11 protein-coding genes are annotated in these 13,513 nt (G+C 71.1%); 8 read left to right on the forward strand and 3 right to left on the reverse strand.

Going from position 1 to position 13,513, the window contains the following annotated elements; genetic code table 11:
- Positions 1-128: 128 nt before the first annotated feature.
- From tatA to FKV24_RS01850, 4 genes are read left to right on the forward strand one after another with little or no spacing between them, the layout of a single operon-like run.
- Positions 129-362: a Sec-independent protein translocase subunit TatA gene (gene tatA, locus FKV24_RS01835; RefSeq protein ID WP_111265151.1), complete on the forward strand. Its 234-nt coding sequence runs from the start codon at positions 129-131 to the stop codon at positions 360-362.
- 42 nt (positions 363-404) lie between these two features.
- On the forward strand, positions 405-902 hold the full coding sequence (gene tatB, locus FKV24_RS19460; protein WP_211371751.1) for a Sec-independent protein translocase protein TatB: 498 nt from the start codon (positions 405-407) through the stop codon (positions 900-902).
- Positions 886-1,680, forward strand: coding sequence for a twin-arginine translocase subunit TatC (gene tatC, locus FKV24_RS01845; protein WP_211371752.1), 795 nt, complete (start codon positions 886-888; stop codon positions 1,678-1,680). The genes tatB and tatC overlap by 17 nt, the downstream gene beginning before the upstream one ends.
- The gene (locus tag FKV24_RS01850) at positions 1,677-2,375 is read left to right on the forward strand and encodes an RDD family protein (protein WP_141480987.1); all 699 of its coding nucleotides are present in this window, start codon (positions 1,677-1,679) and stop codon (positions 2,373-2,375) included. Before tatC ends, FKV24_RS01850 begins: the two co-directional genes overlap by 4 nt.
- Here FKV24_RS01850 and FKV24_RS01855 read toward each other — a convergent pair.
- From FKV24_RS01855 to FKV24_RS01865, 3 genes are all read right to left on the reverse strand, one after another.
- Positions 2,372-3,265: a hypothetical protein gene (locus tag FKV24_RS01855; RefSeq protein WP_141480988.1), complete on the reverse strand. Its 894-nt coding sequence runs from the start codon at positions 3,263-3,265 to the stop codon at positions 2,372-2,374. The two genes, FKV24_RS01850 and FKV24_RS01855, sit on opposite strands and share 4 nt — an antisense overlap.
- A gap of 93 nt (positions 3,266-3,358) precedes the next feature.
- Entirely contained in the window at positions 3,359-4,084 is a 726-nt protein-coding gene (locus tag FKV24_RS01860; protein ID WP_141480989.1) for a glutamine amidotransferase, read from the reverse strand.
- Positions 4,081-5,889 carry a GspE/PulE family protein gene (locus FKV24_RS01865; protein ID WP_141480990.1) on the reverse strand — a complete coding sequence of 603 codons (1,809 nt, stop codon included), beginning with the start codon at positions 5,887-5,889 and terminating at the stop codon, positions 4,081-4,083. The genes FKV24_RS01860 and FKV24_RS01865 overlap by 4 nt, the downstream gene beginning before the upstream one ends.
- Positions 5,890-6,003: 114 nt before the next feature.
- Between FKV24_RS01865 and glyQ the strand changes: the two genes are divergently transcribed.
- From glyQ to FKV24_RS01885, 4 genes are all read left to right on the forward strand, one after another.
- The gene (glyQ, locus tag FKV24_RS01870; RefSeq protein ID WP_111265157.1) at positions 6,004-6,927 is read left to right on the forward strand and encodes a glycine--tRNA ligase subunit alpha; all 924 of its coding nucleotides are present in this window, start codon (positions 6,004-6,006) and stop codon (positions 6,925-6,927) included.
- Positions 6,924-9,059: a glycine--tRNA ligase subunit beta gene (gene glyS / locus FKV24_RS01875; protein WP_141480991.1), complete on the forward strand. Its 2,136-nt coding sequence runs from the start codon at positions 6,924-6,926 to the stop codon at positions 9,057-9,059. The genes glyQ and glyS overlap by 4 nt, the downstream gene beginning before the upstream one ends.
- A gap of 608 nt (positions 9,060-9,667) precedes the next feature.
- Positions 9,668-11,425 carry an autotransporter assembly complex protein TamA gene (locus FKV24_RS01880; protein ID WP_141480992.1) on the forward strand — a complete coding sequence of 586 codons (1,758 nt, stop codon included), beginning with the start codon at positions 9,668-9,670 and terminating at the stop codon, positions 11,423-11,425.
- The coding region (locus FKV24_RS01885; RefSeq protein ID WP_484502551.1) for a translocation/assembly module TamB domain-containing protein at positions 11,422-13,513 on the forward strand (2,092 nt) is incomplete at its 3' end. The genes FKV24_RS01880 and FKV24_RS01885, both read left to right, overlap by 4 nt.

Genomic DNA, 13,513 nt, shown 5'->3' on the forward strand with positions numbered 1-13,513 from the left:
GACCGTCGGCGCCGTCCGTCGCCCGCTGCGCCCGTTCGGGGCACGGCGGACGCCACCCCGCCGCCCGCGACGATGGGTTGTCATCGGCGCTGCGGTATCCTGTCATCCCACACGCAACGGGCATCCCCATGGGTAGTTTCAGCATCTGGCACTGGCTGGTCGTGCTCCTGATCGTGGTGCTGGTGTTCGGCACCAAGCGACTGAAGAACGTCGGCAAGGATCTGGGCGAAGCGGTGAAGGGCTTCAAGGATGGGGTTTCCAACGACGACAAGCCCGCCGCGCAGTTGCCGAAGGACGATGCCGCCGGGTCCGAACAGACCCGCAGCGAGCACAACTCCGAAGACGAGCGCACGCCGCGCTGACCGCGGCGGCATCCGGCTCCGTCCCGCACCCGCCGACCGGCCATGTTCGACATCGGTTTTTCCGAGATCTTCGTGATCGCGGTCGTGGCCCTGCTCGTGCTCGGCCCCGAACGCCTGCCCAGGGCCGCGCGCTTCGCCGGCCTGTGGGTGCGTCGCGCGCGCGCGCAGTGGTATTCGGTGCGGTCGGAGTTCGAACGCGAGCTGGCCGACGAGGAGCTCAAGCGCAGCCTGCTCGACGCCCGCGACGACCTGCGCGAGGCCGGCCAGCGCCTGCACGACAGCGGCGCTTCGTTGAAGCGGGATTTCGAATCGATGGACCCTGACCGACGCGCGGCCGATCCGGTCGACAGCCACGCCGACAACCTCGTCGACGCCTCCGATCGCCGCCGTCGCGACGACGCCGCAGTCGAGGACGCCGCAGTCGAGGACGCCGCAGTCGAGGACGCCGCGGCTCCGGCATCCGATTCCGGGCGCGAGGAGGACGGCGAGACCGGCGCGGCCGCCCCCGACACAGGCGATGAGCATGCACCGCGCGCCTGACCCGGATGCCGCGACCGGAGCCCCGCCGGCGTCCAACGCCGCCGCTGAGGCCGAGGAGCCGCGCCTGCTCGATCACCTGATCGAGTTGCGCAGCCGCCTGCTGCGCGGCGTGCTCGGCCTGCTCGCGGCGGTGCTGGTCACCCTGCCGTTCTCGCACAAGCTGTACGCCTGGCTGGCGGCGCCGTTGGTGGCCAAGCTGCCCGAAGGCGCCCACATGATCGCGGTCGAGGTCGCCTCGCCGTTCTTCGCTCCGCTCAAGCTGGCCTTCTTCGTCGCCCTGGTGCTGGCGATGCCGTGGCTGCTGTACCAGGCCTGGGCGTTCGTCGCGCCGGGCCTGTACCAGCGCGAGAAGCGATTGGCGCTGCCGCTGCTGGCATCGGCGGTGACCCTGTTCTACGCCGGCTGCGCGTTCGCCTATTTCCTGGTGCTGCCGACGGTGTTCGGCTTCCTGACCGGCATCACCCCGGAAGGGGTGGCGATGATGACCGACATCAACGCCTACCTTGACTTCGTGCTGGTGATCTTCCTTGCCTTCGGGCTGAGCTTCGAGCTGCCGGTCGCGCTGGTGATCCTGTCGCTGCTGGGCTGGGTCACCCCCGAGCAGATGAAGCAGGGCCGCGGCTACGCGATCGTCGGCGTGTTCGTGATCGCCGCGATCGTGACCCCGCCGGACGTGATCTCGCAGTTGATGCTGGCGATCCCGATGATGCTGCTGTACGAGCTGGGCATCCTCGCCTCGCGTTGGCTCACACCGGGCGATCGCGCGCAGGATTCATGACCGCGCCGGCCCGGTTCTGGCCGCGCTATGTGGCCTGGTCGCTGGATGCGGCCCTGATCTGCGTGGCGATCGCGCCGTTCGTGGCCGCCCGCGTGCGGGCCGCGGCGTCGGCCTTCGACGATCACCTGCTGCAACTGCTGATCGGCGGCTACACCCATCTCGACCGCGGCCTCAACGAGGGCCTGCCGGCGCTGGCGCTGACGCCGCGGCTGGTGGCCGACCCGCAGATCCGCGCGACGACCCTGGCGCTGGCCGCGGACCTGGTGCGCATGGGCCTGCCGGTGCTGGTCGGCTATGTCGTCGCCGGGCTGGTCTACCAGGTGGCGGCCGAATCCACGGGCTGGCGCGCGACCCCGGGCAAGCGGGTGCTCGGACTGGAGGTCGTCGATGGCCAGGGCCGCGCGCTGGGGCCGCTGCGTGCGCTGGCGCGCTACCTCGCCAGTGCGCTGTCGTGGCTGAGCCTGAATCTCGGGCACATGATGGCGATGGCGCCGCCGCACCACCTCGCCCTGCACGATCGGGTCAGCGCCACCCGGGTGCGGGCCCGGTCGCCCGAGCGGCCGTTGCCGCGCTGGGCCCTGGGCTGGGTGCTGCTGCAGGTGCTGCTGGGGGTCGTGGTGTGCGTGGCGCTGGTCGTCGCCTTTTCGCGGCTGGCCCTGCAGGCGCTGGAAGCGGCGCTGGGCCCCATCGGCTAGACCGCGACCTGGTCGTCGCGGGGCGGCGTGCCGTCGCCGCAGACATCGCGCCAGAAGTGGTACATCACCCCGAACATCACCACGTGCAGGGCCAGCAGCAGCGCCAGGTACGGCGGCACCATCAGGACGAACAACAGGGACGGGTGGATCGCCGCCGCGATCGGGCCGATCACCGCGGCCAGCACCAGCAGCAGGAGCATCGAGCCGAAGAAGGTCGCGATCGCCAGCAGCCCCATCGGCAGCAGGTTCTTGAGCGTGCCGATCACGCCGTCGCGGATCGCCGCACCGACGCCGACATGCCCCAGCGCGACCTGGCCGAAGCCGATCGCATAGATCCCGCTCAGTATCACGCCGACCACCGACCCGATTCCCAGCAACTGGGCGAGCCCTTCCGGCGGCTCCGGGACCTTGTCGGGGTCGATCTGACCACCCTGCCGGGACAGGTCGACGATCTGCTCGTACCACTCGTCGAGACCGTTGCCGAACGGGGCTATCACCACTGCCGCGATCGCGACGCAGGCCAGCGTCATCAGCATGCCGAAGCCGATCAGCTGGAACGCGCCGCCGCCGCGGGCGAACGGCTGCAGGATGTCGCTGGCGTGGGCCGGGCGGCCGTGTTCGCAGGCATCGATCAGGCGCAGGTAGCCGCCGATCGCCGGCGACAGGATCACGATCGACAGCACGGTCGTCAGCGCGGCGATGATGGTGCTGCCCGATCCGCCGGGCTGGAACAGCGACTGCGCCAACACTTGCAGCAGGTTCGGCACCAGGCTCAGCATCATCACGATGGCGGCGGCGCCGAAGGTCGCGCGGGCGTTGCGGTAGCCCAGGTTGATGCCGCGGACGAGCCAGGACAGACCGGCGAGCGGTCCGGTTGCGTGTGTGGTCATTGCAATGCGTGTCGATGAGGGGGAGCGGTGCGGGGCCGCACCGGCAGACGGATGCTAGCCGATCGTGTCGTCGCGAACCTTGACGGGGGCCGCTCAGCCTCGTTGCAGATGGCGGGCATGATGGACGAAGCGGCGCAGCACCCGCCGCGCCTGCGGCGTCGCACCGACGCCGCCGAGGATCGCGGCCGGGTCGTGGCCCTCGCGCGCGAGCGCGACCTGACGCGCGCGGACGTAGCCGCGCATGTGGGTGGCGCTGAACTCGGGATGGAACTGCACGCCCCAGGCGCGGTCGCCCCAGCGGAACGCGTGGCAGGGCTCGTGACCGTTGTCGGCCAGCACGCTGGCGCCGTCGGGCACGCGCAGCACGCTCTGCAGGTGGGTGACCTGGGCCGGGAACGCATCCGGCAACGGCCCGAACAACGGGTCGTCGGCGGCCGGCGCGGCCTTGCGGATCTCGACCGTGCCCATCTCGCGGCCGCCGGGATGATCGCCGACCTCGCCGCCGAGGGCGTGGGCCAGCAACTGGTGTCCGTAGCAGATGCCGAACACCGGCACCCCGGCCTGCGCGGCCTCGCCGAGCCAGGCCGCGCTGCGCTCGCTCCAGTCGGCGCGATCGCTGACCATCGCCGCCGATCCGCTCACGATCACGCCGGCGAAGCCCGCGTGCGCCGGCAGCGCGTCGCCGGCTTCGACATTGACCGCCACCGCGTCGTCCGGACGCAGCCCGGCGGCGACCCGGATCCAGTGCGGAAAGCCGCGATGGCGGCGCAGTGAAGCGACCGGCTGGCCGGTCTCGATGATCAGGAACGGGGGGCTCATTCGGTCGGGGGCAGGACGGAGACGACTTCGGCGATTGTAGTCAAACCCTGGGCGACCTTTTCCGCGCCGGCGGTTCGCAGCGGGCGCAGGCCCTCGTCGACCGCGGCGGCGGTGAACGTGTCCAGGTCCATGTCCGGGCGCACCATCGCGCGCAGGCCCGGGGTCAGGGTCAGCAGTTCGTACAGGCCGACCCGGCCGAGGTAGCCGGTCTTGCGGCACTCCAGACAGCCGTCGGCCGCGTGCGGGGTCGCGTCCGCCGGTATCGTCGCGCCGCTGCCCAGCAGCGGCGACCAGGCGCCGGCGTCCAGCGCTTCGGGATGCTTGCAATGCGGGCACAGGGTCCGCACCAGGCGTTGCGCGAGCACGCCGTTGAGGGTCGAGGCGATCAGGTAGTGCGGCACGCCCAGATCGAGCAGGCGGGTCACCGCCGACGGTGCGTCGTTGGTGTGCAGGGTCGACAGCACCAGGTGGCCGGTCAGCGCCGCCTGCACCGCCATCTGCGCGGTCTCCAGGTCGCGGATCTCGCCGATCATGATGATGTCCGGATCCTGTCGCAGCAGGGTGCGCACACCGCTGGCGAAGTCCAGGTCGATCGCCGGCTGCACCTGCATCTGGTTCAGCTCCGGCGCGATCATCTCGATCGGGTCCTCGACGCTGCAGACGTTGACGTCGTCGGTGGCCAGCTGCTTGAGGGTCGCGTACAGGGTGGTGGTCTTGCCCGAGCCGGTCGGACCGGTGACCAGGACGATCCCGTGCGGGCGCTGCACCAGCGCGTTCCAGCCCGCCGCCTCGGTGGCGCTGAAGCCGAGCTGGTCGATGCCCTTGAGCGCGGTGTCCGGGTCGAACAGGCGCATCACGCACTTCTCGCCGAACGCGGTCGGCATCGTCGACAGGCGCATCTCGACCTCGCGCCCGCCCGGCGAGCGGGTCTTGATGCGGCCGTCCTGCGGGCGCCGCCGCTCGCCCAGGTCCATGCGGCCGAGCACCTTGATCCGGCTGATCGCCGCGGTCATCACCGGCGGCGGCATCTCGAACACCTTGTGCATCACCCCGTCGATGCGGAAGCGCACCCGGCCGACCGAGCGCCGCGGTTCCATGTGGATGTCGGAGGCGCGTTGTTCGTGCGCGTACTGCAGCAGCCAGTCGACGATGTGGACGATGTGCTGGTCGTCGGCGCCGACCTCGCCGACCCGGCCCAGCTCGACCAATTGCTCGAAGCTGGGCATGCCCTTGTTCGCCTGCTGGCCGTCGTCGGCGCCGCGCACCGAGCGGCTGACGCCGAAGAACTCCATCGTGTAGCGGTGCAGGTCGAGCGGATTGACCACCGCCAGTTCGACCTCGCGGCGGGTCAGGTGGCACACGTCCTCCAGCCACGCGGTCGCGTTCGGCTCGCTGGTCGCGACCAGCACCCGCTCCGCGGTCACCGCCAGCGGCAGGATCCGGTGGCGCCGCGCATAGGCGTGCGAGACCACCGCGGTGGCGGAGGCGACGTCGACCCGGGTCGGGTCGATGCGCAGGTAGCGGTGGCCGCTGACCTCGGCCAGCCACTGGGTCAGCCGTTCCAGGGTCAGTTCGGCCCCGGCCGCCTCGCCCGACTGCAGCTTCATGCCCGCCAGCAGCACCAGCGGATGCACCTCGCTGGCGTGGCGGGCGTGGCCGGGCAGTTGCACGCGCTCGACGTCCTCGGCGACGACCAGACCGTCCTCGACCAGGGCCGCGGCGACCCGTTCGAGGGTCAGCCGCCCGGGGGGCAGGCGCGAGCCGTGTGGCGTGGACGGGGCGTGGCTGGGCTGCGTGCGGGTCATCTGGGGCTTCCGAGCCGGTGTGCGGTTGCGCGATCGCCGCCGGCATCGCGGCGGACGCGGCGTGCGGGTGGGGGTCGCTATACTAGCGCGCCCTCCTGCCGCGCCCCTGTCTGCATGTCACAAGCCCCGACCTTCCAGGAACTCATCCAGCGCCTCAACGCGTACTGGGCCGGCCAGGGCTGCCTGCTGATCCAGCCGCTCGACCTCGAGGTCGGCGCCGGCACCTTCCACCCGGCGACCTTCCTGCGCGCGCTGGGCCCGGAGCCGTGGAACGCGGCCTATGTGCAGCCCTGCCGCCGTCCGACCGACGGCCGCTACGGCGAGAACCCCAACCGCCTGCAGCACTACTACCAGTACCAGGTGGCGATGAAGCCCTCGCCCGACAACATCGTCGAGCTGTACTTCGACTCGTTGAAGGCGCTGGGCCTGGATCCGCTGGTGCACGACCTGCGCCTGGTCGAGGACAACTGGGAGTCGCCGACCCTCGGCGCCTGGGGCCTGGGCTGGGAGGTCTGGCTCAACGGCATGGAAGTGACCCAGTTCACCTATTTCCAGCAGGCCGGCGGCCTGGAGTGCCGGCCGGTGCTGGGCGAGATCACCTACGGTCTCGAACGCCTGGCCATGTACCTGCAGAACGTCGACAACGTCTACGACCTGGTCTGGACCCACGGTCCCGACGGCCGCCCGGTCAGCTACGGCGACGTCTACCACCAGAACGAGGTCGAGCAGAGCGCCTACAACTTCGAGCATGCCGACGTCGCCGAGCTGTTCCACCGCTTCGACGCCTGCGAGGCCGAGGCGCAGCGCTTGATCGAACTGCAGCTGCCGCTGCCGGCCTACGACCAGGTCTGCAAGGCCAGCCACAGCTTCAACCTGCTCGACGCGCGCCGCGCGATCAGCGTCACCGAACGCCAGCGCTACATCCTGCGGGTGCGCAAGATCGCCCAGGGCGTGGCCGAGGCCTATCACGCCCAGCGCGAGAAGCTCGGTTTCCCCGGGTTGGGGCGGGCCGCGAGCGACAAGGAGGTGGCGGCATGAGCGCGCCCCAGGCACAGCACAAGCGGCCCCTGCTCGTCGAGCTGGGCACCGAGGAATTGCCGGTCAAGGCCCTGCCGGGGCTGGCGCGGGCGTTCTTCGACGGCGTCGTCGAGGGCCTGCGCAAGCGCGGCATCGAGGTCGATGGCGACGACGCGCGGCCGCTGTACACCCCGCGCCGGCTCGCGGTGCTGTTGCCGGGCGTGGCCGCCGAACAGCCGGAGCAGCGCAACGAGGTGCTCGGACCGTATCTGAACATCGCCCTCGACGCCGACGGCCAGCCCACGCGCGCGTTGCAGGGCTTCGCGGCCAAGGCCGGGGTCGACTGGCAGGCGCTGGAGCGCACCAGCGACAACAAGGGCGAGCGCTTCGTCCACCGTTCGGTGAAGCCCGGCGCGCGCACCGATGCGCTGCTGCCGGAAATCCTGCGCGAGGCGATCGCGGCGATGCCGATCCCCAAGCCGATGCGCTGGGGCGGTCACGACTACGGCTTCGCCCGCCCGGTGCACTGGCTGGTGGTGTTGCTGGGCAAGGACGTGGTCGAGGTCGAACTGATGGGCGTGCGCAGCGACCGCATGAGCCGCGGCCACCGCTTCATGCACGACAAGCCGGTCTGGTTCAGCACGCCCGACGACTACGTCGAGTCGCTGCGCGGCGCCAAGGTGCTGGTCGACCCGGACGAGCGCCGCGCGCGCATCGTCGCCGGGGTCGAGGCCGAGGCGAAGGCGGTCGGCGGCAGCGCCCGCATCGACGCCGGCAACCTGGAAGAGGTCAACGGCCTGGTCGAATGGCCGAAGGCGGTGCGCTGCGGCTTCGAGCCGGAGTTCCTGGCGGTGCCGGCCGAGGCGCTGGTGGCGACGATGGAGGCCAACCAGAAGTTCTTCCCGCTGCTGGACAGCGACGGCAGGCTGTCGGAGCACTTCGTCGGCATCGCCAACATCGAGTCGAACGACGAGACCGAGGTCCGCAAGGGCTACGAGCGGGTGATCCGTCCGCGCTTCGCCGACGCCAAGTTCTTTTTCGTCGAGGACATGAAGCAGGGCCTGGCGGCGATGGGCGAGGGCCTGAGGCAGGTCACCTATCAGGCCAGGCTGGGCAGCGTCGCCGACAAGGTCGCGCGGGTGGCCGCGCTGGCGGAGGCGATCGCGCCGCAGGTCGGTGCCGATCCGGCGCTGACCCGACGTGCCGCCGAGCTGTCGAAGAACGACCTGCAGTCGCGCATGGTCAACGAGTTCCCGGAACTGCAGGGCATCGCCGGCCGCTACTACGCGATGCAGGACGCCGCCCTGGACGACCTGGCCCACGACGACCGGGTCGCGGTCGCCGACGCGATCGACGAGGCCTACCGCCCGCGCTTCGGCGGCGACGACATCGCGCTGTCGCCGGCCGGCAAGGTGCTGGCGATCGCCGAGCGCCTGGACACCCTGGCCGGCGGTTTCGCCGCCGGACTCAGGCCGACCGGCAACAAGGACCCGTTCGCGCTGCGCCGCAACGCGCTGGGGCTGGCGCGGACGGTGATCGAGTCGGGGTTCGATGTGGACGTGACGCCGCTGATCGATGCGGCGATCGCGCAGTTGCCCGCCGCGGTGCAGCCGCACGCGGATCGCAATACCGAAACCCTCGCGTCCGACCTCTACGACTTCATCCTCGACCGCCTGCGCGGCTACTACGCCGACAAGGGCGTGCCGGTGCAGCACTTCAACGCGGTAGCGGAATTGAAGCCGAAGTCGCTATACGACTTCGACCGCCGTATCGACGCGGTCGGCACCTTCGCCGCGCTGCCGGAGGCCGAGGCGCTGGCGGCGGCCAACAAGCGGATCGGCAACATCCTGAAGAAGGCCGATATCGAGGTGCCCGGGATGGAAGACCCGGCGCTGATGAGCGAGCCGGCCGAGCGTGCCCTGGCCGAGGCGGTCGAGGCGCTGTATGGCGAGACCGCCGAGGCCCTGCGCAAGGGCGACTACGTGACCGTGCTCAACCACATGGCGCGGGTGCGACCGCAGGTCGACGCGTTCTTCGACGCGGTGATGGTCAATGCCGACGACCCGGCGGTGCGCCGCAACCGGCTGGCCCTGCTGCGGCGGCTGAGCGAGCGGCTGGGCAGCGTCGCCGCGATCGAGCACCTGTCGATCTGAACCCTTTGGGGGGCCGGGCGGCGTGTTCCTCGCTCCGCCCCGGCTTTTCGTAGGAGCGGCGTAAGCCGCGACGAGGCTTTCACGGGAGGGCCCGGTCGCAGCTTACGCAGCTCCTACAGGAGCGGTGCGGCGGCCTGCTTTCGTAGGAGCGGCATGAGCCGCGACTCCCGGGCTGCGCCCGGGAATCCCCAAGGTTTGCTGCGCAAACCTCGGGCCCCGCCGTTGCGCTTCCACACCCCCATTCGTGCCTGCGGCACGAATCGCCCCCTGACTCAGGGGGAACGATATCCAGCTGCGCCCGGATATCTCCCAAGGTTTGCTGCGCAAACCATGGGCCCCGCCGTTGCGCTTCCACACCCCCATTCGTGCCTGCGGCACGAATCGCCCCCTGACTCAGGGGGCTGGGGTGCCATGACAACTGACGTAGGAGCGGCGCCGGCAAAGGCCGTTGCCGGTGTACTGGGGGGTTGCCGCCAGTCTGCGTTAACGGAGGCTTGATGGTTGACCGGTATTCTCGCCGCATGTCTGCCTGTTCACGTTCGCCGGTCGCGGTTGCCCGGTCCTCCTCGCCCCCGCGCCCGCTCGCGGCGCTGGCCGCGCTGTTCGCGATGGCCGCAATGGGCGTCTCCGGCGCCGCGTTCGCGGCCAGGATTGGCGAGGTCACCGTGGTCGGCCTCGACGAGGCGATGACCGAGAACGTGGAACTGGCGTTGTCGCTGGTCGACGCCAGGGGCGAGGAGCTGAGCGGGCGCCGGGTCGGCTACCTGGTGCGCCAGGCCGAGGACGAGACGCGCAAGGCGCTGGAACCGTTCGGCTACTACGACCCGAAGATCGAGGTCGAGCGCCAGCGCGACAACGGCACGGTGTCGGTGACGATCACGGTCGAGCCCGGCGAGACCGTCAAGGTGCGCCGCTCGGACATCGCGATCATCGGCGAGGGCGCGCGCGACCGCTATCTGAAGGAGGACCTGGCCGCGTTCAAGCCGGCGATCGGCGAGAGCTTCGTGCACCCGACCTACGAGGCGAGCAAGGTGCGGATCACCCGCCGGCTCGCCGAGCGCGGCTATTTCGACGCCGATTTCCTGTCGCGCCGGGTCGAGGTCACCCGCGCCGAGCAGGCCGCCGACATCGACCTGGTGTGGGAGAGCGGGCGCCGCTACGACATGGGGCCGATAAGCTTTTCGCAGGAGCCGGAGCGGATCATCCGCGACTCGCTGCTGGAACAGATGGTCTACTGGGAAGAAGGCAGTTACTACCACCAGGGCAAGCTCGACCGCTTCCGCCAGTCGCTGTCGCGGCTGGACTACTTCGCCGCGGTCGACATCGTGCCGCAGCCGGACAAGGCGGTCGAGGGCCGGGTGCCGGTCGAGGTCACCCTGACCCCGGCCAAGCGCAGCATCTACACCGCCGGCGTGAGCTACAGCACCCTTGACGGTCCCGGCATCCGGCTCGGGCTGGAACGCCGCTACCTCAACGACCGCGGCCACAAGCTCAACACCCAGATCGACTGGGCCCAGTACAAGAAGGCGGTGACCACGCAGTACCGGATTCCCGCGTTCGCCTGGCGCGACGGCTGGTACATCGTCAAGGGGCAGCTGGTCGACGAACAGAGCGACTACATCGATTCGCGTCGGATCGAGTTCGTCGGCAGCCGTACCGGCCAGATCAACCGCTACTGGACCGCGACCGCGTCGATGCACCTGCTGCGCGAGCGCTGGCGCTACTTCACCGCCGACGACGGCGGCGGCGCGCTGGCGCCGTTGCCCGACTACCAGTTCGCGACCTTCGCCTACCCGTCGCTGCGGGCGGCCTATGTCAACGCCGACAACACCCTGTTTCCGCGCAATGCGGTATCGGCGGTGGTGGAACTCAAGGCCGGCGCCGAGTCGCTGGGCTCGGACGCCAACTTCGCCCAGGCCTACGGCTCGCTGCGCTGGTATCGCGGCCTGGGCCAGCGCGACCGCCTGATCGCCCGCGCCGAGGCCGGCCACACCTTCACCGGCGATCTGGTCAGCATGCCGCCCAGCCTGCGCTACTACGCCGGCGGCGACCGCAGCATCCGCGGCTATGCGACCAACGAGGTCGGCCCGAGCATCGAGACAGACAACGGCCGCTACTACACCGGCGGCAAGAAGTTGCTGACCGGCAGCGTCGAGTACGAGCACTACTTCAACGACAGCTGGGGCGCGGCGGTGTTCGTCGATACCGGCAGTGCGTTCGACAACGATCCCGACTGGCACACCGGCGTCGGCATCGGCCTGCGCTGGATCTCGCCGGTCGGTCCGCTGCGCCTGGATATCGCCAGGGGGCTGGACGATCCGGATTCCTCGTACCAGTTCTATCTCAACATCGGTGCGGACCTGTGAGCGCGAGCGAGAACGCCGCCACCGATCCGCACGAGGTCCGCATCGCCGAGCTGCGCGCGCGCCGGCGCGCACGGATGCGCTGGCTGGCGATCCGTGGCGGCCTGCTGGTCGTGGCGATGGCGGTGCTGCTGCTGGCCGCGCTGTACTGGCTGCTGACCACGATCGGCGGCCGCGACCTGCTGCTGGCCCAGGTGGTGGCGCGGCTGCCGGCCGAGGCCACGCTGAGCTGGCGCGAGGCCGAGGGGCCGGTCGCCGGGCCGATGACCCTGCGCGGCGTGCGCTTCGAGATGGACGGACTGGTGTTCACCGCCGAGCGGGTGACCCTGGACCCCGAGATCCAGCCGCTGATCGGCCGCACCCTGCGGCTGGACGCGCTGCAGCTGGAGCGCGCGACCCTGGAGCTGCCGCAGAGCGACGAGCCGTTCGAGCTGCCGCAGTGGCCCGAGTTGCTGCCGGAGATCGAGCCGCCGCTGGCGCTGGAGGCCGACGACGTGCGGATCGACGGCTTGATGGTGACCCGCGCCGGCGAGGCGCTGATCGAGGTGCGGCGTCTGCGCGGCGGCCTGCGCGCGCGGCCCGGCGCGCTGAGCGTGGAGCGGTTGGAGGTGGACAGCGACCGCGGCCGCTTCGGCGTGCATGGCGACTACCTGCCGCGCGACGACTACCGCACCGACCTGGTCGCGACCGCGGTGCTGCCGGCACCTGCCGGGCGCACGCCGCCGCGGATCGGCGTGGTCGCGCATGGCGACCTGGCGAAGATGGACGTCGGCATCGCCGGCGCGGTGCCGGGACCGTTGCGGGCGACATTGACCCTGCAGGGGCGCGACACCCCGCGCTGGCGCCTGCACGCGGATGCGCGCGCGCTGGATCCGGCACTGCTGGCCGGCGAGGCGCCCTCGGAAACGCCCTTGGCCGCGACCCTGTCGGTCGACGGCGTCGGTGGCGCGATGGCGGTGGAGGGCGAGTTCCGTCAGGGCGAACTGAGCGCGCGCATCCTGCCGTCGAAGCTGCGCCTGGAAAACCAGGTCATCGAGGCCGAGCCGCTGCTGCTGGAGCTGTTCAACGGCCGCATCAGCGCGCGCGGCCGGGCCGACTTCAACGCCCCGGCCGATGGCGACGGCGAGCGCGGCCGGATCCGTTTCGCGATCAACGCGCGCGACCTGCGCTGGGGCGGCGCGACCGCGGAGGATCCGCAGGCGCAGGCGATCAGCGCCGACGCCGACCTCGGCATCGCCGGCACCCTGCAGGCCTGGGCCGCGATCGGTTCGGCGACGTTGGCCCGCGACGGCGAACAGGCGCGGGTGCGCCTGGACGGCCGTGGCGACGCCGAACGCATGCGCCTGGAAACCTTCGAGGTGAGCATGCCGACCGGCACTCTCGACATCGACGGCGAGGTGGCCTGGGTGCCGGAACCGGGATGGGACCTGCGTGCGACCCTGGCCGGCTTCGACCCGGGCTATTTCCTGGCCGACTGGCGCGGTGCGGTCGACGGCCGTCTCGCCAGCACCGGCACCCTCGGCGATGCCGGCGTGCAGGCGACGGTCGATATCGAGGACCTCGGCGGCCGCCTGCGCGAGCGCGCGCTGGACGGCAACGGCCGGCTGCGGATCGACGGCGAAGCCTACGAGGGCGAGCTGGCGCTGTCGCTGGGCGGCAGCCGGATCGAGGCGCGCGGGCGGTTGGCCGACACGCTCGAGGTCGATGCCCGGTTCGAGCCGCTGCGCCTGGCCGACCTGCTGCCCGACGCCGCCGGCACCCTGCAGGGGACGCTGGCCTTGCGCGGTGCCCGCAACGCGCCGGACGTGAATGCCGAGCTCGACGGCAGCGGCCTGAGCTGGGGCGACTACCGCGCCGACAGCCTCAGCGTGCGCGGGCGCTTGCCGTGGCGCGGCAGCGGCGGCGAACTGGCCCTGCGCGCGGCGGGCCTGCAGACCGGGCTCGAACTCGACAGCGTCCGGATCGATGCGCGCGGCGCGGTCGAGGCGCTGGCGCTGGACGCGAATGCGCAGGGCGGCATCGGCACCCTGACGCTGTCCGGCCAGGCCGACAAGCGCGGCGGCAGCTGGCAGGGACGGCTGGCGACGCTGC

The sequence above is a fragment of the Marilutibacter maris genome, from assembly GCF_006546735.2.
Taxonomy (GTDB): Bacteria; Pseudomonadota; Gammaproteobacteria; order Xanthomonadales; family Xanthomonadaceae; genus Marilutibacter; species Marilutibacter maris.

Excerpts from the sequence above, each read along its gene's own strand:
- glyQ (WP_111265157.1), top strand. The coding sequence starts at position 6,004 with ATGTCACAAGCCCCGACCTTCCAGGAACTCATCCAGCGCCTCAACGCG.
- tatB (WP_211371751.1), top strand. The coding sequence starts at position 405 with ATGTTCGACATCGGTTTTTCCGAGATCTTCGTGATCGCGGTCGTGGCC.
- tatC (WP_211371752.1), top strand. The coding sequence starts at position 886 with ATGCACCGCGCGCCTGACCCGGATGCCGCGACCGGAGCCCCGCCGGCG.
- tatA (WP_111265151.1), top strand. The coding sequence starts at position 129 with ATGGGTAGTTTCAGCATCTGGCACTGGCTGGTCGTGCTCCTGATCGTG.
- FKV24_RS01880 (WP_141480992.1), top strand. The coding sequence starts at position 9,668 with ATGGCCGCAATGGGCGTCTCCGGCGCCGCGTTCGCGGCCAGGATTGGC.
- FKV24_RS01855 (WP_141480988.1), bottom strand. The coding sequence starts at position 3,265 with ATGACCACACACGCAACCGGACCGCTCGCCGGTCTGTCCTGGCTCGTC.
- FKV24_RS01865 (WP_141480990.1), bottom strand. The coding sequence starts at position 5,889 with ATGACCCGCACGCAGCCCAGCCACGCCCCGTCCACGCCACACGGCTCG.
- FKV24_RS01860 (WP_141480989.1), bottom strand. The coding sequence starts at position 4,084 with ATGAGCCCCCCGTTCCTGATCATCGAGACCGGCCAGCCGGTCGCTTCA.
- glyS (WP_141480991.1), top strand. The coding sequence starts at position 6,924 with ATGAGCGCGCCCCAGGCACAGCACAAGCGGCCCCTGCTCGTCGAGCTG.
- FKV24_RS01850 (WP_141480987.1), top strand. The coding sequence starts at position 1,677 with ATGACCGCGCCGGCCCGGTTCTGGCCGCGCTATGTGGCCTGGTCGCTG.